Below are 19,395 nucleotides of genomic sequence, written 5' to 3'. Positions count from 1 at the left end.
ACACTAAATTACTTGCTATATATATTTTGTGCCATAGAAACCATTGCGCGGGTCATAAATTGGGAATAACTCATGACCTGCGAGGAATCTACAAGGAACACACGACGATTGGCGATGGCCTTAACACCTTGCAAAGCAGGGTCAGAATAGAGCTGCTCCGCGGTTGCCGGTGTAGTGCCATCTGAAGTGTAAGACACAGATGGAATAATAATAATATCCGGATTCGCTTTAATTAAATCCTCTCGCGTCCCATTATCAAAAGGGCCTAAGCCTAATTGAGCCGCCGCATTGGTAACTTTCAAATATTTAGTCATATCATCAAAGGTTGATCCCTTGCCGCCGGTTAGGCCAAATTGCGTATAAAATGCCACTACAGGGCGTTCACCGGTATGTTTATTTGCTAGTTCTTCTATAATTTTCAGATCTGCATCCATACTAGCAATCATCTTTTCATCCGATGCATGTAAGAGTCCTGCAATTTCATGAATAACAGCCTTTGCCTCTTCTACCGTAGTCGGAGTCTTATAGACGTAAACAGGAATCTGCATATTCCGCATTTCCCCAATCGCATCTGGAGACATCCAGTTTGGAACTAACACTAAATCAGGTTGTACAGACAGCATGGATTCAGCAGTTGCTTTCACATGTTTCTCGACCTTGGCAGACTCGTCAGGCACATTGTTAGGCACAGTGCCAACAGCTGCCACTCGGCTCGGATCAACCAAAGATAACACTATATCCTCTGTACTCGCAGCAATAGGAACGATGCGCTTCGGCTCGTTAGGCACCGTAACGGTTACCCCTGTACCATCCGTAACTTGATGTGTGGTGCCTGTAGCCTCCATCTGCGTAGGACCACAACCGACCACCAGAAGTACCATCATTAATATGGTACATATAATAGATATTCTTTGTTTCATATTAACGACCTTCTATAACACCTTCCATTGAAATATATAGAGACTGCAATTCCTCCAGCATATCTGGAGCTGCATCCCAATAGCCACGTTGAGCAGCTTCTAACAAAATTTCTGCAATGCGCTGTAAGGCCCAAGGGTTTACATTGCGCATCCAGTCTTGCACCACTTTGTCTAAGGCATATTTGTTAGCATACCCCTCATAAACCCAGTCAGGCACCACATCACTGGTAACATCCCAGCCAAAACTATGAGAAACCACATTAGACATATCCGATGCCCCTTTGTAGCCATGGTTCATCATGGCCTGAATGAATTTCGGATTCTGCGTTTCCCCTTGTACAACGCGGCGAAACTCATCCGATAAGGACCGCATCACGACGCGGCTGCGATCTGTACTATCCCCCACATAGGCACGAGGAGCACTACCTTTTGCATTTCGCACCGCCGCAATGAGACCACCATGATAGCTATAATAATCATCAGCACTCAAAATGTGCGTTTCCCGATTATCTTCGTTCTTAATGGTTAAATCCATCGTAGTTAATCGCCGTTGGAATAGCCTCATATCCTGAGGAATGTCCTCATGCAGGTGAAAGCTACTCCACTTGCTGTAAACTTGTGCAATGTCGCTTAAGGACTCCCAATTTTTACCTTCAATCAGGGCACCCACACCCGTGCCATAAGCTTGTGGTGGGTCGCCAAAGATACGAAGGCGTGCCTTTTTAGTGGCTAGCATAGGATCTTCACCTTGTTCAACGAGCCAATCCACATCATCATGAATATGCTTTTTCACGTAGTTGTCTTCCAAGGACTCATCTAATTCTGCTACCATTTCAACGGCCTTATCGAGCCAACTAATGGCAGTAGGCATCATATCTCGAATAAGACCACTGATGCGACCCATCACGTCGATACGAGGGCGTTGTAATTCATCTAGCGGAATGACCTCGAGACCTGAAATACGACCGTTAGATTGCCATTTAGGACGAACCCCCAACAAGTAGAGGAATTCACCTAAACACTGACCATGACTTCTAGAGTTGCTACTAGCCCATAAGATAATCCCTATCGTCTCGGGATAGCGCTGTTCATTTAAAATATAATCAGCCATAACTTGATCTGCAAGCTCTATACCTAATTGGTAGGCTATCTTTGTAGGCAAGGCTCTTTCATCTAAACCATAAAAGTTACGACCCGTAGGTAATACATCGACTTGACCACTCGATGGGGCTCCACCAGGACCAGGTTCAACATAGGTTCCTTGTAACGCTTTAGAGATAGAGCTGAGCTCATTTTGGGTTTGACCTAATTTAGGTATATACTCACGAACTATGTCATCTTCCAAAGGCTCTAAACTTTGAGGCGCCTTATAATCTGGTTTATGTATAATATTAGACACAAACGCTCGTAATTCCTGCCAAATTCTATCGATAATCACACTATTACGAATTCCGTCATCATTGATTTCGCCAGCATGTTCCTCTAGATACGACCAATCATGCCCTAACTCAGCGGCTAGCGTTTCAAGACCTGATGCAATATCTCCTTGAGGGGTCCGTATGATAGCGGTAATAAATTCTTCTAAATCTGTCCCCTCAGGGCCTTGACCCAATATATGTAAACCATTGCGCATTTGCATATGTTTCAAATCGCTTAGCTTTTCGTGAACTTCTGTAATTATATCGTCCACCACCATAATAGGTCCCTTTTCTTCATCGATAAGATGACAGGCCAGGGCCTTTTCGCGAATCACTTCGCCTATGTCAGCTACACTCTCAGGATGCTCCTGTTCAAAATGACTGTGCTCATCTAGTAAAGCTTCTAGTTCTTCAAATTCATCGTAGAGTCCCGCCGTCGTCATCGGTGGCGACAAGTGGCCCACTAAACAGGCTGAACTACGCCGCTTAGCCTGTATGCCTTCTCCAATGATGGTTGTCCAGTACGGGTAAATATTTGGCAAACTAGAGATGCCGATTTCAGGATAACAGCTAGCACTGAGACCAGCCCCCTTACCAGGCAACCATTCTAAGGAGCCATGTGTGCCTACATGAATGACCGCATCAGCTTGAAAGACGTTCCGCACCCAGTGATAAAAGGCCAAATATTGATGTGGTGGAGGTAAGCAAGGATCGTGATAAATGGCGGATACATTCTCCCCGAACCCGCGCGGTGGTTGCACCGTAATCCACAGATTGCCATTTGAAAAACCTGGTATGATGACTTCATCATCGTAGACAAATACATCTCCTGGGGCTTCCCCCCAAGATGTAACCATGACTTGTTGCGTATCTGCTGGCAGTGTTTCAAAGTATGCTTTGTAATCCTTACTGCTCAAGCGACCTTTAGCCGAGGCTAGCAACTCATCGGTAAGCATGGAGCGGTCGTTTGTCATGTGGGATGTAACAATGTCCATTAAATCTGCACTCGTATCAGGCACAGAATCTATCGTATAACCTTCCTCTTTCATCTGTTCTAATAATCGTAGCACCGACTCAGGTGTATCAAGGCCTGCTGCAGAACCAATATTAGAATTCTTAGGCGGATAGTTATGTAAAACAATGGCTATCTTTCGCTCAGATACAGGAATATGGCGCAGCTTAGACCATTTAATAGCTCGCTGAACGACGGCCGCAATGCGCTCTTTCACGGGTAAATACACATAGTGACCACACTCATCAAAGGTCTGACAGGCCACTACACCGCCTTGAATAACACCGTCTAACTCAGGCTGTGATATGGATAAATTCACATCTAACGGCGTAACTCCTTGAGGATTCTCAACCCAGGACTTCTCATCCATGTATATGGTATACCCTTGAATGATAGGTACGTCCTGTAATTTTAGCTCCTCCAAGGTTTGAGCCCCTAAGGACTGGAAGGAGAATTTACAAGTATTGATAAGCACATCAAAGGGGAATACATCCTTCCCAAAAAGATGGTTCATGGACAATTTCATATTCGGAATGCCTACGCGAGGATTCGAACCGTATTGCCCATAAAAGATAATCGGATTGTACTGATGTTTATAAATTTCTTCAAATAAGGCCTGTTGATAATAAATATCCCCCATAATCCACTCGTCACGGTAAAAGTACACCGCGATGGACGGCCAATCTGGGTTTCCTTCGGCATCCATAAACTCATCGTAGGTCTCGTAGATATTGCCTGCTCGCCCCATAATGGCTTGCCACGGAATTCGGTCAGGTTCTTCCCATTCAGAAATTGGTTTTGTACTGAAAGCACCGTTAATGAGCCGCACATAGTTCATGATGCCACTAGTACGACGATAACTTTCAAGACGAATCCGTTTATCCTCATCTATATTACGATACAGAATATCCGTTTTCTTAGGCTCTACCACATCGATCCAGTATTTTGGATGATGCGCATATAGCCATCGTTCAAGGCGTTCTAAGAATGGCGAGTCTAAGCCAACCCCCATGTTTGTTACGAGTACTACATCGGCAGCACGAAGGCGACTTTCAAAATCACCGTCCCAGAGAGGAGGTTTTTTCATATTGCAAATATCCACCTCACCTTGCATCAATTCAGGGTAGGTAGCAACGGCCTTTTCTATATATTGGATTTGTTTTCCTAAGTTAGAAATATACATGAGTCGACTCATGATCTACCTCCGAGACACTCGCAAAATACGATCTGCCGTAATAGTATCCATGGCATAATAACTGCCATTCATCAATTTACATAATTCCTTAGCTAATCCAAGTTTGATAAAACCCGTTTCCGTATCGATAACGATACAATCTACAGGCAAAGTACCAAGGATACGAGCCCATTGCTTGGATTCCGCTACAGGGTCCTCAGAATCACCCGACGTAGCTCGACCATCGGTGATACATATAATCTGAATTCGTTCCGCCCGATGGGCACGTAACAATCTATCGCACAGGGTATAGGCCATCCGTAAACCGTGAGCTAACGGCGTTTTACCGCCTGTAGGCATAGAGGTTAACAATCGCTCTGCTCGCTCAACGCTGCGCGTAAAAGGCAATAACACCTCTGCCGACTCCTTGCGGAACGCAATGAGCCCTACCGAATCACGGTGGATATAGGAGTCTCGCAAGAGACTGAGAATAGCCGCTTTAGTGGCCTCCATGCGATGACGCGCCGCCATAGATCCACTGGCATCTACCACGAAAAGTTGATATGCACCAATGCGCTTTTCACGGGCTTTTCGGCGATAATCCTGAGATTTTATCACTATAGCTAATCCCTTGCCGCCTTGATGCTTTAATTGCTGGGACTGAGTAGATAGTTTTTCTTGTTCCGTCTTAGTAGCAGCCCGCAATCGTTGGTAGGGTGCTGCTGCTCGCAACGTATCGACCAGCGCTAAGTCCTCTAGCGCATGTTCATCTTGGTAAGCTCGAATCATACGCCCTCTAGTGTCCTTTGTTTTGGTCATGAGGCGACGACCTGAGCCCTTGCGATACTGACGGTCTACTGTTTTAGAGGATTCTAGTTTCCATTGGAATAATTGGTTAGCTATACGGGCAACCGTATCGGGCAAACATAAAGAGGATAAGCGTTGTGAGTCGTCTCCACCTACGTTCATAACTTCGGAATCACAGGATTCCTTCTGTGTAGCATCTAAGTCGTTAGATTGATTAGAACCATCAGCTTCACTTGAATCGTCTTGCTGAGAAGATGCATCTTCTGTACTATTCATAGCAGAATGAGTGTCCCCATCATTAGCGTTTGAATCCTTAGGAGCTGCTTCATTGCCCATAGAATCATTTTGGTCCGCTTCATATTGTTCATCTTCATCAGCTTGGTCCGATGCATGTTCGGCCCTATTTTCTAGTTGATTTCTATCCGTTTTACTATTTCCATTCTCCCCTTGTGAAGGCTGTGATGTGGTTGTGTCATCACGCTTCATCCGATGAGGCAGTACATAAAGAGCGGCCCGCTCTGCATGAATGGGCTTACAGTAAGAAACCCCCTCAAGAAGCGCCAGTGATTTCATAACTTGAAGCAATATAAACTCTGCACCGTAACCTACAGTACGAGCTTGGAGTGCATAGGAAATGGCTAATGAAATCATTGCATCAGGAACGGCAATCGATGAAATCCGCTTATGATCGATTAAACTGACTACATCCTTAGATGAGTGCTCTTCTGTTGAAGGTAACACAGTATCTGCACAAGAAATTACATCTCGAGTTTGTTGTAATACCGCCACCCTAGACTCCAATGAAGCTGGTTCCATAGATACGTGTACATCTACGAGTTCCCATTCCGCATCAGTTAAGGCTCTATGCTCATGGTTTATGGTCATAATCAACAAGATTTGGCGGCGTTTTGCCTCTGTTAATACGGCATGACGCACTTCTGGGGATACCACATGACCATCATCGATGAGCCAGCATCGCGTATTATCGTCATCTAATAGACTAGAGGACATAACCATCTTGCCTTGCTCGAGAGAGGCTTCAAAATCGATGCTTTCTTGAAGTTGTGAGCTATCTATATAAACCGGTATAACACGATAGGGAATATGCCATGTATTGAGGCACTGACGAACCATAAAACTTTTACCGACACCAGTTCCCCCAGAAATGACAATGCTATGTATCTGGTCGTTTACAAGGCCTATTTTGAGAGCCTCTTGTACAGATGTTTCCATAGCTAGCCCTCGATTACCGCAGATACTGCTGTATCGATGCGGTCTTCGTCGTGACCTTGTTCTTCAAAAGGCAATCTCCGCATGCGATGTTTTAACGTCAATCTTGCGGCCACCTTAATGTCGTCATCTATGATTTGTGAGCGACCGTGAAAGGCTGCATGAGCGCGAGCGGTGTGCATCATCGTAATGTCTGGGCGATGTCCATCAACGCCAACGCCGATACTGATGCTCGCTATCTTAAGCAAACTATCATCGGAGGGAATAATGGTTGGTAATAATTTGCGAGCTTGTAGCAAGCGCTCATGTAATGCTTGCTCCGATTCCTCATAAGACGCTATAAACGCTTCTGGAGCATCGCCAAATGCAAGACGTCGCTTAATCACCTCCATCCGCTGTGCTGGATCCTGTTCACCATAGACCATGACGGACAACCCAAAGCGATCTAATAGCTGAGGTCTTAGGTCCCCCTCTTCAGGGTTCATAGTTCCGACGAGGATGAAGCGAGATGGATGAGAATGGCTTACCCCTTCACGCTCTACCGTATTTACCCCCATAGCGGACACGTCTAGCAAAATATCTACAATATGGTCATCTAATAGATTCACCTCATCTACATAGAGAATATTTTGATGTGCTGCGTGTAAAATCCCCGGTTCAAAAGCTTTTACCCCCTCTTGCAATGCCTTTTCTAAATTAATAGACCCTACAACGCGGTCTTCCGTAGCATTTATAGGTAATTCTACTACGGTCATCGCATCAGTCCCTGTTTCCATCGGAGGTAACAAGCTTGGCAATGCACGTACAGCCGTAGACTTTGCAGTACCCTTTTCGCCCTCAATTAACACACCGCCAATGGACGGATTGATGGCATTTAGCAAAAGAGCCAATTTCATTTCATCTTGACCAACAATAGCAGTAAATGGATATAACATAAGCCTGACCTCGCTAGGAATAGCAATACAAATATATCAAGATAAACAGGAAATTTACTGACCTATACATAGGCACTTATATGTCTATTTCAGTTGAGGATCAATTGACATCTCTCCACTAGTCTCTGTTTGTTTATAATCCTCAATATCCGTAGTTCCTTTTGGGAACACAAAGATACGTTGTTGTTTGAAATATGGATCGTCGTAAACTGCTGCAGACAAGTGGAAGGCAGATTTTAAATTATCTGCAGTGAGCACATCTCGAGGTGCACCTACATCAACGATGTGACCATCACTAACTAAGACGAGTTTAGTGCAATATTTTGCGGCTAATTCTAAGTCATGAACGACAATTAAAATCGTTTTACCTTCGTCACATAATCTGCGACCCTCATGAAAGATATCGTCAGCATATACTAGATCGAGGGCAGCCGTCGGCTCATCTAGTAATAGGACCTCTGTTTGTTGTGCCAAAGCCTTTGCTAAGAATACCCGTTGACGCTCACCGCCACTCAAAGATTGTACAGAACGATTCCGCAGATGATAAACGCCTACCTCTTTCATAGCCTGTTCAACGATAACTTTATCTTCAGGGCCTTCTTGTTCCCACCATTTCAAATAAGGATAACGAGCGGTCATCACAATATCGATGGCTTCATAATCGAAGGAAACATTTACAGACTGTTGCATATACGCCACATGATGAGCGATTTCTTTATCGCTCAAAGAGGCGATACTTTTACCATCCCAGAAAATATTTCCACCAGATGTAGGATAAAGGCCACGCAATGCTTTTAACAACGTCGTTTTACCAGAGCCATTAGGGCCGATAATGCCTACGAACTCGCCCCGATCAATAGCAAAGGATGCCTCTTTTACAATGGTTGTGTCTCCTAATGTGACAGATAGAGATTGAACATCTAGTTTCATTAGGCCCCTCCTTTACGACGCAAGCGATGAAGTAAATAAAGAAAATACGGTGCCCCTAAGAGAGCCGTCATGATACCAACACGAATCTCCACTGGCTGGGCGATGACGCGGCCTAAGGTATCGCAGAATACAAGGAACAGCGCACCACCAACGGCCGCCATCGGCAATAATATCCTATGATCTGGCCCTACCAAAAGACGCACGATATGAGGTACCACGAGGCCCACAAAGCCAATAGAACCGCTGACACATACGGCAGTAGCCGTAACTACAGACGCTAGGAATAGGAATACCATGCGATATGCCATAACAGGCAAGCCTAAGGCACGCGCCTCTGTATCGCCCAGAACGAGCACATTCAAGTGACGACCGAGCATCATCAATATAATACTGCCCGTCACGATAGGGCCCACAGCTAGCAAAACGTGATCCCAACGGCGAAAATCAAGACCGCCCACCATCCAGAATAGGAATTCCCGCAAGCGGTATTCATTAATCATCGTCAAGATACCCGATGTAAAAGCACCGAGCAGCATACTAACAGCAACCCCTGCTAGCAACAATGTAGTCGTGTCGAGTTTGTTATTACGCCACGTTAAGAGAATCGTAATCCCAACGGATACAAAGGCCCCTACAAAGGCAAAAGCAGGCATGTAAAACATGCCAAGAGATGTCACGCCAAGAGCAATGGCAATAACGGCGCCGAGAGATGCCCCTGCGGATACACCCATAATACCTGGATCCGCCAAAGGGTTTGAGAAAACGCCTTGCATAACGGCGCCAGCGATTGCCAAGGCACCGCCTACGAGCAGTCCGATGATAAGGCGTGGCATGCGGATAAACCACAGTACCGCCTCTTGCTCAGCCGTAATAGGCTCCGTGAAGCTCACAGGTATGCCCATGCCATTTAAAATACTTTGCACGCCCCCTCCGATAGGGATCATAATGGTTCCTACATGGAGCGCCAATAAACTCACAATACATAGCAACACCCCAATCAGAGTTATAGCCATGATGCGTTGTTTCTGTTTAGTCATGAGAATTCCTTTCTAATTGAGGATACACCGTATGCATAATAGCTAGCATCGCTTCGCCGATATGCTGGTTCATTGTATATAAATACGCTGCCGGTAAGGGCTTAACGCGATTTTCCTTAATAGCCTGTAGATTTTGAAAGGCTGGATTTTTTAAATATCTATCCGCCAAATTCTTATCCATTCCCTTATAGGATGGAATAAAAATATAGTCTGGGTTCATAGCTAGCACACGCTCCTCCCCAAAGGGTATTCGTGGTGGTAAACCAATCCGATCAGGAGCATTATAGATGCTCATATAGTGACACATATCATCAAAAAGACTTCCTGTGCCCGTGTATCCGTCCATAAATGATACAAAAAGAACCGTCTTGCGCTGCTCAGGGGGAATAGATTCCGCTAGGTGCTTTATTTCATCTATTTCACGGTGAATCTTCCGATTGTAAAAGCTACCCTTTTCATCTTCCCCGATAATATGAGCAATCTCCATCACATTCTGAATCACTCCGTCCACCGTAGAAGGGGTAGGTACCACAACAGTGGCTATACCCATGTGCCGTAAACCATAGATAACATCAGCCGATATATAATCTGGCGCTATAACGAGATCCGGTTTCAAGGCTATAATTTTTTCCAGAGGATAAGAGCTTAACACAGGCTTTATCAACTTTGCGCGCTTTGCCTCTAAAGAATATTCCTCATAGGTAGACAATTTATTAATGCCCGCTAAACGCTCTGGTTCTATAAGTCCCAATAAAATTGTGTCGAACGCAGAGGACAGTGATAAAATCCGCTTTGGATGCTCTGGAACAGCAACTTGAACGCCATCGTGACTTTCCACATAACGAGTATATGGCGTTACATTTGCCTCCGATTGAGGTCCACAACCTGTTAAACATACACAAAGGAGTATCATCAAACATATGAAAAATCCAATTTTCTTGTTCATGATGATACTCCTTGTATAGTTCTAATTAGTGATTACATAAAGACTAGAATTTTTGAGTATAACTAAGTTGGTAATTAAATGGTTCATCCCAGTATTCCCAGTCGCCATTTGAAATGACATTATGACGGTTTAACAAGTTACGTGCATCTAACCGCAAGGATGAGTTTTCATTGAACTGATAGCCTACGTATGCATTCCAAGCTATAAGATTTGGGTTTGTACCGCCATCGCGGTTCTTCATCCGTTTTGTAACAAAGTTGATGCTAGTACCTGCAGTCCAGGTTGAGCTGTTATAATGGATTCCCCCGGTAAATTGCAATTTAGGATTAGCTTGTTTCCAATAGGTCTTATCGATTTCTCGTTGTTTAGGATTGGAATACGATGCTCCCACAGTCATCTTCAAATGATCTGTTAATTTACGGTCATATTGAGCTTCGATACCAACATTTCTATAACGACCACCATTTACGCGAATCGTGTTTTTACCATTGCTATCTGGTTTCCAAGAGAAGAAATTTTTAAAGTCCATATAGAAGAGCGCTACTTTCCAGCTGTCTTTGTTAGTAATGTGTTTATAGCCTAATTCATAATTCCAACCTTCTTCAGGTTTCAAATTGCGTCCACTAACAGAGGCATAGCCTTTATTAATTTTCTTGAAAGTATCGCTTAGATTCGGCATTCTAAAAGCTTTACCAACATTTATATACATGGATGATTCCTTGTTGATACGATGTTGTAATTGGAACTGAGGAATTAATACGCGCTGATTTTTCACAGGGTCTTTAATATCCGAATAACGCAAGCCTAAAATACTAGTCCATTTAGGATTGATTTGATAAGAGTATGTACCATAAACGGCATAACTATTGCGATGTGGATTTCCATAGTACGGACCAGATGTGGTGCGATATGTTTCTCGTTTACCAAGTACACCCGCAATAAAATAGTCCTTACCACCGCGGAAATCCCATTCATGTTGTACATCAAAACCATATTGTCGAGCAATATAGTTATTATCACTCAACGTATATGCCTTTTTGCTATGTACGCGACTTTTACCATACAAATCTCTATCGTTGTAGAAGATTGTACCTGTAGTATTGCCATCTTTATAAACTAAAGACGCATTATTTTTAGTATCTTTATAAGCATATGTTGTAGAGTGAAGCTTTTGCTTAATAGGATTCGTTTCTGTACTTAACTGCCCAAAAGAAGAATTACCTTCAAAGCGGCTAAAGTTCAAAGTCAACTTATCATTTAATTTACCGCTCATAAATACACCTAAAGAATTCCCTTTGTTACGAGCTGTATAATATTCATACCCTCTAGCATAACCACCGATATCGGAGCGGATAGGGGTTTCAGGATCTTGAGCGCCAAAAAAGTTACGTTCCACACCTATTAAGAAGCGAGGCGTCCCATAGTTAATTTTATAAGTTTGGCGGCCCATATTACCAAAACCTATCGTAGCAGAGCCCCCTTCTTTACTTGGAGTCTTAGTAATTACATTGATAACACCACTCATAGCATCAGCGCCATATAAAGCAGACGCTGCACCTTTTAATACTTCAATGCGTTCAATAGAGCTAGTCGGAATAGAACTAAGGCCGCCCTTGCCATTGAGGTTCATCGGTACCCCATTCATAAGAATCAAGGATCCCCGTTCAAGGCCACGGATATTCACACGGCTATCCATAGCCCCATATTCAAGACCGGATGCACCATAGGAAAAAGACGTAATGCCTGGTACCATATTAACTGCATCAAATGCATTTTTAGCACCGCTATTAGCTAAGTCCTTTTGAGTAATAACATCCATCGCAGCCGGCGTATCTAAATCTAAAAGAGCCATGCGATTTGCTGTTACATTAATAGTATGGATTTCAGATACTCCATTAGATTCACTCGATGCAGCTGTAGTGGGAGTCTTATCAGCACTTACCTCTGCTGCATATCCATTCACAGACAATCCTATCAATGCTAAACCTACAAGTATAGATATACGATGCTTAATTTGTTGTCTCATACCAAATGCCTCACTTAACACATATATACATTCACACAATTATATAAACTACTTATTTGTATTATTACACATTTATTTGGCCCGCACAAAACCCATACCCCTACCGCTACTGCATTCTCGGGGGATTGTATCGTTAATACATATTAAAATTTTTGTGTATAACTTAATTCATAATTGAATGGTGCATCCCAGTATTCATAATCTCCATTGGATACCACATTATGACGATTCAAAAGATTGCGTGCATCGAGGCGTAATGTAGCATCTTTGTTAAAGTGATACCCAACGTAAGCATTCCAAAGAGCAATGTTAGGATTCAAGCCGCCATCACGATTGCGCAAACGTTTGGTAACAAAGCTAAAGGATGTACCAGCTTCCCAGGTTGGGCTTTTATAATGAATGCCGGTTGTAAACTGTAACTTAGGAGCCGCTTGTTTCCAATAGGTTTCATTCATTTCCTTTTGTTTTGGATTAGAATAAGAACCACTTACACTCATTTTGAGTCGATCTGACAAATGTCTACTATACTCAGCTTCAATCCCAACATTGTGGAATTTACCACCGTTTACGCGAACGGTTGGGCGACCATTTACATCAGGTTGCCATTGGAAGAAGTTCTTGAAGTCCATATAGAACACGTCCACCTTCCAGCTATCCTTCTTATTAAGACGTTTATAACCTAATTCATAGTTCCAACCCTCTTCAGGCTTAAGATTTTTACCACTTACTGCTGTATATTGGCGGTTCACGCTACGGAATGAATCACTCAAGCTAGGCATCGTGTAAGCTTTCCCTATATTTAAGTACATGGAGGAAGCTTTATTGATGGTGTGCAACAATTGGAACTGAGGCGTTAACACATGTTGGTCCTTAATAGGATCACTAATGGCTGTATAACGCAAGCCCAAAATGGCAGTCCATTTGGGATTGATTTCACGAGAATAGCTACTGTACACCGCATAGGTATTACGATGAGGCCGTGTATACACAGGGGCATGTGTGGCACGATAGGTTTCTTGCTTACCTGTAACACCGGCAATCAAATAATCCTTACCGCCTCTAAAGTCCCATTCATGTTGTACATCTATACCATATTGACGAGCTACATAACTGGTTTCGGTCGGCTTGAACTGTTTAGCACTATGAACACGGCTTTCACCACGCATAGTACGGTCATTATAAAACAATGTTCCCGTCGTATTATCATCTTTATAAATCAAAGATGCATTATTACGGTCATCCTTGTAATGATATGTCGTAGAATGACGAGCCTGTCTCACAGGATTTCTTTCTGTACTAATCAAACCAAAGGAGGAACGGCTTTCAGCGCGAGTATAATTTAAGGTTATCTTATCTGAAAGCTTACCGCTCATGAACACACCTAAGGAATTACCTTTATTGCGCGTAGTGTAGTAATCATAACCCTTTCGGCCTGTATAGTCATACCGCACCGGTGTAGATGGATCTTGAGTCCCCCAGTATTTTCTATCGATACCAACGAGGAATCGATCAGTACCATAAGAAATATCAAATCTCTTGGAGCCTCGATTACCTACAGCTACCATAGCAGAACCGCCCTCTTTTGACGGCGTTTTTGTAATAATATTTATAACGCCACCTAAAGCTTCTGCGCCATATAAGGTAGAGGCCGCCCCCTTTACAACTTCGATGCGCTCAATGGCACTGGTAGGTATAGAGCCAATTCCGCTCTTACCATTTAAGTTCATAGGTACACCGTTTACAAGAACAAGTGCACCGCGGTCGAGGCCACGAATATTCGTACGGCTATCCATGCCACCAAAATCTGCGCCAGACGCACTAAAGGAATTAATGGTTACACCCGGTACATTGGCGACCGCATCAAAGGCAGTCTTAGCGCCGCTATTTTGTATATCCTCTTGGGTAATAACAGAAGTCGATACCGGTGTATCTAAATCTAATAACGCTGTACGATTAGCTGTTATATTAATAATATTTGCCGCCTCTTGACTTTGATTAGTTGTTACATCTACAGTATAACCATTAGTAGTCACACTAAATAAACCTATCATTGTGGCCGCATATACATATTTATTCATTCCATTTATCATCCTATATCTTCTATTAAAAACTATTTAAAATCTATTAATTTATAGCTTAAATACTACAACAACGGGCAATTTAGTGTAGGGGATACGAGTATCCTCATATCCCCTACATAATATATATTCCATATTAAAGTTGCTTTTTATTCATTTTATTCCAACTAAATCTAGCTATTCAAATCACTACTCAAAGCTATATCTTATATAAAAAACATCTGATTTGGGTTCGCCAGTTGTATTTATAGCACCGCCTGACCTAGCTGCAAGTGCAAGTGCATCATTATCTAGAAGACTAGAGCCACTGCTTTCTTCAATTTTAGCACTTACATAATTACCTTCACCATCAAAATAAACTCTAATAGTAACTACTCCGGTAATACCTCGTCGAACAGCTTGTGGCGGCATTACTTTATTAGCATCTAAGCTAGCTCGGTATTCAGAAACATCAAAGTAACCCGTACCTTCCGTATTACTAGTACCAGGATTTCCCACTTCTGAGCCTAGCCCATCATTAGCTTTACCACCATTGCCAGCATTACCACCACCAGGGCCTGGTACATTGCCACTTCCTGGATTACCAACAGGATTATCAGTATTACCATTCAAATTGACTGATGCCGTCTCATTGCCACCTAAGTAAGGATTCAGATTTTTTAAGCCTTCTGTCGGCTTTCCCGATAAATCAGGCAACACACTACCTGCTTTACCGCCCCCTGCGACGGGTTTGTCGTCAGGGTGAATCTTTAGTTTCTCAGGATCCTTCTTTTCTTGAGGAGGTTCTTGCTGCCCCATATCGAGGTTGATAACCAAGTCTTTTTTTTGTGTTTCTGGAGGTTTTATATGACCAAACCAATCACCTACAACACCCCAATATACAAGATTTAATACCAATGCAGCTACGAAAGGAATTCCATATCGTTTGTCTACCATAGAATCACTTCCGTTCTGTAGCTACGCTAACAAACCGAGCACCACTAATTTTAAGATTATCTAAAATATTGATAACGTCCTTATATGCAATATCCTCAGAGGCACGCACAATAAATGCCTGTTGAGGTTCTTTTGCAACAATATCTTGAATTTCATTACCCAATTGATCAGGGGCAATCTCACGTTCATTCAAATACATTTTATGTGTAGCTGTTAATGAAATCGTGATAGGCTCAATCGTCTTCGCAGAGGAAGAGGAGGCCTTTGGTAAGTTAAGAGGAATTTGTTCCTCTGTATTCATGTATAGCGTACTCATCATGAAAAATACGAGCAAGAAGAAAACGATATCAATCATAGGTATAATCATGATGGTAGGTTCTTTTTGTATGCCTACTGAACTACGTTTCATCGTTGACTCCTAATATATAAATCCATAATAGAACCTAATTTTTGCTCTAACTTTGCAATATCAGAATTTACTTTATCTGTACACCAACTATGGATAGCTAATGCTACGATAGCTACTGAAAGCCCCGTTGCAGTGGCAACCAACGCTTCGGATACGCCGCCTGTGATAACAGTAGGCGCACCAATATCGCCTCCAACGGCTGCGAAGGATCGAATCATACCAACAACAGTCCCCAAAAGTCCAAGTAATGGAGCCATTGTTACCATCATGCTAAGCCAGTTAAGACCGCGTTTTAAACGTTCATCCATGTAACCTACCACATCATGTAAACGGTTCTCTAAACCTTCCGCACTATATACAGACTCCACGATAGGAGATACGAATCTACTCAATGCGTCATCACTATTTTTTATAGAATTTTCTAGAGTAGACCAATTATTACTATTACGACCTGCATCAATGCTATCGGACAACTGTTGTAACTCATGATTGATGTTTCTGTACGTACGAATACGTTCAAATAAAATAGTACATGCTGCTAACATGAATAGTACAAGTGGATACATAACGAAACCACCTGCATTAAATAGGTGAATTGTATACTCCATCATAGCCTCCATATAATGTATAAAATTACGTATTATTTAACAAAAAAATGGTCATCTATATTATTAGATTAACCACCAACATTGACATTATCCTATAAAGCATGTATAAGTACAATAACCCTATACCCCCTACCGTTATGGTATTTCTATAGGATTCCATTCTAAGCACATATTTCATCCACCTTAAATATACATCTATCCACCATATATAGACAACACTAAGTTATCGCATAAATAATTCATAAATATTACAAGAAATATAATAAAGCCTTCTATAGCAACTATGTTTAACAAGATAATTTCTTATATTTCATGGTATAAACCCATTACAATTCACTTTCCATTCTCAAAAGATTCTCTGTATTTTTATGAATCTATTATTGCTTTATGAATATAATTTATTTACACATGAATAATAATTATACTTATGATCAACAATATCTTTACAGTCTATTTCTTACTCGTATATCCCTCAATACATCTTATAAACTTATTAACATATAAACTTATACTCAAACTATAAAAATTACAATCCATATAAAAAGAGGACTAAGCCTTCATGGGCTCAGTCCTCTGATTATTCTGATTATAATAACATAAATCCTTAAAGCAAATTATATGCCATTTATAACTCTCATTTATTTTTTAGCTTTATCAGCTTTTATCTTTTTATTTTCTTTTACCTTTTTAGGTTTTTCTTGTTTAACCTTCACTGGTTTTTTCGCATTAACAGCAGAACCTGCAGGCTTTACAAATGCATTGTTAAGATTTGTTGCCACTTGTAATGCTACATCTGCATTTGGCGTAGAAACAATGGATTGACCAGCTACCGTTACAGTGTCACCACTATAGGATGCAGAACCTGGTGTCACTTGATTGTTATGATACAATCGTGCCAATTTACCAGCCATGTAATAAGCACGCTCTTCGCCTGTGTAGCGGCCACTACCTGCTGGAGTATAGATATTATCACCGTTTACGTACACAGTACCATTCGATACGTTTACATGATTCCCAGAATATGTGTACATACGAGAAATATTATTGTTCACCCGATCGGACAACTTTGGATGGTTATTAGGTGCTACCACTTGTGAAAGCCCTTCGCGGTAGTGTTCCCCCACTTTGTTGCGCAGTACTGCCATAGAACCAGCTGCACCACCCACATTGTATGGAGACTCACTTAAAATCTTAAAGCCTAACTCATCAGCGGCTTTTTCTTGACTCATCGTAAACACTTGATTGGATAAGTAGTTACCTGCCACATTAGATAAAATAGCCGCACCTTCACTACCGCCAGCAGCAATGCCGACCGCTGTAGAAAGACCGATTTGCTTCTTAGCGCCATTAATAATATCTTTATGCTCGCCATGAGAGATTTCATGAGCCATTACATAGGCCAATTGATCATCATCTAGCGTATCTAGAGCACCCTTGTTAATGGACATAACGCGACCAAGTGTGGCAAACGCATTAAACTCCTCATCAGGATTCGCATATACAACGTAGGAACGTTTTACACTAGGTGTAGCCTCTAATGTCTTCATAATTCGATTTACACGCTCTTGGGCGGCACTATCGTTTAAGTAACCAGTTTTCTCTTTTGTGCGTGCCAAACTCTCCTGTTGCCCCTCTGCAGAATTATCCATTTTATTTAATGCAGTAGATACGTAAGCCATAGCAATAGCACCACCAGCTAAAGATTGTACCGCAGCAGACGCAGCATTAACAGAAGCCGTTTGCATCATAGTAGGTGCCATTGTCACTGCCATAGCAATAGATAAAGTAGCCGCTGTAAATTTCTTATTCATTCTCTCAACCTCTTAAACAATGATATAGCTATATAATAAAACAATATATAATGTAAGAAAACGCCAGAATTTCCACACTACCTATATAATATTACTTCATGATAAATATAGAATGAATAATGGAACAATCATTCATCTATCATAAGATGGTGCAATCTATTATGGTTAATTCAAACATTGCAAACTATTGATCTGTCGTTACTGGTTTAGCTGAAAGTACTACCGCTTCTTTACCATCTTTAGAAACAGCGCCACCATGTGTATAGCCTACTACATCAAAGCCTGCCTCAGCACACTGCTCTGCGATGCTTTCATAATTTTCATTCTTACCACGCGTACATGTAGAAAGATGTACCGTAGTAACACCTTTTTTCTTAAAAGACTCAATCTTCTTAGCTAGATCCCCACCACTATGTGTGAACCCCACCAACTCAATATCCTCATCAGCATAACGCTCAAAGGAATCCGCTTTATTCATAAATGCTTTCAAACAACCGCCACAAGAACAGCGCTGCATTGTATCCTCATTCACGAGAACCGCAATTTTCTTAGCCATATGACCTCCTATAAATATGATATAAGCCTAAGTATACCATATCCATGAGAAAAATATGTGCTTCAAAGCACGATAATTAATACTAATTATATAAGTAACTCCTTCAACGTCTACTGCTTTGCTCATTAGTTCCCTTAAAAGAATAAAAATCCATACAAAAAAAGACACACCCTCAGGTGTGCCTTTAGCTTAATCAGCGAGTTCTTATGTACGGTTCTTTGCTCCAGGATACGAGGTGTTCGTCGCTGTGGAAGGACCTATGTAGCTGCGCTACATGTCCATCTTACGCTCCGAACTAAGCGATGCAGTGAATCTGTCGTCGTTTAATTCTTATTACCTTTAACTTGCCCTACTTGCTTCCTTACTGTGGATTTCCCTTCACTGCTTCGCAGTTCGGTAAATCTTACATTCGGAAGAAAGTGATGCAGTGAATCTGTCGTCGCGTTGCTCCTCCATCTTCTACTGCCCTGCTTACCAGGTCCCCTGGGAGGATAGGAAGCCATATACAAAAAAAGACACACCCTCAGGTGTGCCTTTAAGCAATCAGCGGCTTCCTATCCTC

At 42.1% G+C, this 19,395-nt stretch carries 14 protein-coding genes; all 14 read right to left on the bottom strand.

Features of this window, described 5'->3' with window-relative positions; translation table 11 throughout:
* Positions 1 to 8 precede the first annotated feature (8 nt).
* The gene (locus tag ACLRYO_RS06120) at positions 9 to 920 is read right to left on the bottom strand and encodes an ABC transporter substrate-binding protein (RefSeq protein ID WP_413084747.1); all 912 of its coding nucleotides are present in this window, start codon (positions 918 to 920) and stop codon (positions 9 to 11) included.
* Between the two features lies 1 nt (position 921).
* Positions 922 to 4,545: a cobaltochelatase subunit CobN gene (gene cobN, locus ACLRYO_RS06115; protein WP_413084746.1), complete on the bottom strand. Its 3,624-nt coding sequence runs from the start codon at positions 4,543 to 4,545 to the stop codon at positions 922 to 924.
* 3 nt (positions 4,546 to 4,548) lie between these two features.
* Complete coding sequence (locus ACLRYO_RS06110; protein ID WP_316709012.1) at positions 4,549 to 6,564, bottom strand: VWA domain-containing protein; 2,016 nt, start codon at positions 6,562 to 6,564, stop codon at positions 4,549 to 4,551.
* A 2-nt stretch (positions 6,565 to 6,566) separates the two neighbouring features.
* Entirely contained in the window at positions 6,567 to 7,496 is a 930-nt protein-coding gene (locus tag ACLRYO_RS06105) for an ATP-binding protein (RefSeq protein WP_287541489.1), read from the bottom strand.
* Positions 7,497 to 7,580: 84 nt separating this feature from the next.
* A complete protein-coding gene (locus ACLRYO_RS06100) occupies positions 7,581 to 8,426 on the bottom strand; it encodes an ABC transporter ATP-binding protein (protein WP_316709014.1) in 846 nt (281 codons plus the stop codon).
* The gene (locus ACLRYO_RS06095) at positions 8,426 to 9,463 is read right to left on the bottom strand and encodes a FecCD family ABC transporter permease (RefSeq protein ID WP_302146598.1); all 1,038 of its coding nucleotides are present in this window, start codon (positions 9,461 to 9,463) and stop codon (positions 8,426 to 8,428) included. Before ACLRYO_RS06095 ends, ACLRYO_RS06100 begins: the two co-directional genes overlap by 1 nt.
* Positions 9,456 to 10,409, bottom strand: a complete 954-nt coding sequence (locus tag ACLRYO_RS06090; RefSeq protein ID WP_413084745.1) for an ABC transporter substrate-binding protein — start codon at positions 10,407 to 10,409, stop codon at positions 9,456 to 9,458. Before ACLRYO_RS06090 ends, ACLRYO_RS06095 begins: the two co-directional genes overlap by 8 nt.
* 43 nt (positions 10,410 to 10,452) lie before the next feature.
* On the bottom strand, positions 10,453 to 12,435 hold the full coding sequence (locus tag ACLRYO_RS06085) for a TonB-dependent receptor plug domain-containing protein (RefSeq protein WP_413084744.1): 1,983 nt from the start codon (positions 12,433 to 12,435) through the stop codon (positions 10,453 to 10,455).
* A gap of 143 nt (positions 12,436 to 12,578) precedes the next feature.
* A complete protein-coding gene (locus ACLRYO_RS06080; protein WP_390525538.1) occupies positions 12,579 to 14,525 on the bottom strand; it encodes a TonB-dependent receptor in 1,947 nt (648 codons plus the stop codon).
* A 177-nt stretch (positions 14,526 to 14,702) separates the two neighbouring features.
* Entirely contained in the window at positions 14,703 to 15,449 is a 747-nt protein-coding gene (locus tag ACLRYO_RS06075) for an energy transducer TonB (RefSeq protein ID WP_413084743.1), read from the bottom strand.
* Between the two features lie 4 nt (positions 15,450 to 15,453).
* On the bottom strand, positions 15,454 to 15,858 hold the full coding sequence (locus ACLRYO_RS06070) for a biopolymer transporter ExbD (protein ID WP_329881084.1): 405 nt from the start codon (positions 15,856 to 15,858) through the stop codon (positions 15,454 to 15,456).
* Positions 15,855 to 16,466 carry a MotA/TolQ/ExbB proton channel family protein gene (locus tag ACLRYO_RS06065; RefSeq protein WP_004694376.1) on the bottom strand — a complete coding sequence of 204 codons (612 nt, stop codon included), beginning with the start codon at positions 16,464 to 16,466 and terminating at the stop codon, positions 15,855 to 15,857. Before ACLRYO_RS06065 ends, ACLRYO_RS06070 begins: the two co-directional genes overlap by 4 nt.
* 638 nt (positions 16,467 to 17,104) lie before the next feature.
* Positions 17,105 to 18,277 carry a M48 family metallopeptidase gene (locus ACLRYO_RS06060; protein ID WP_021147518.1) on the bottom strand — a complete coding sequence of 391 codons (1,173 nt, stop codon included), beginning with the start codon at positions 18,275 to 18,277 and terminating at the stop codon, positions 17,105 to 17,107.
* A 184-nt stretch (positions 18,278 to 18,461) separates the two neighbouring features.
* Positions 18,462 to 18,833, bottom strand: a complete 372-nt coding sequence (locus ACLRYO_RS06055) for a CGGC domain-containing protein (RefSeq protein ID WP_278467304.1) — start codon at positions 18,831 to 18,833, stop codon at positions 18,462 to 18,464.
* Positions 18,834 to 19,395: the final 562 nt, after the last annotated feature.

This window comes from Veillonella parvula (genome assembly GCF_047241225.1).
GTDB classification, from domain to species: Bacteria; Bacillota; Negativicutes; order Veillonellales; family Veillonellaceae; genus Veillonella; species Veillonella parvula_O.
This window is presented reverse-complemented; position numbering and strand designations above follow the sequence as displayed.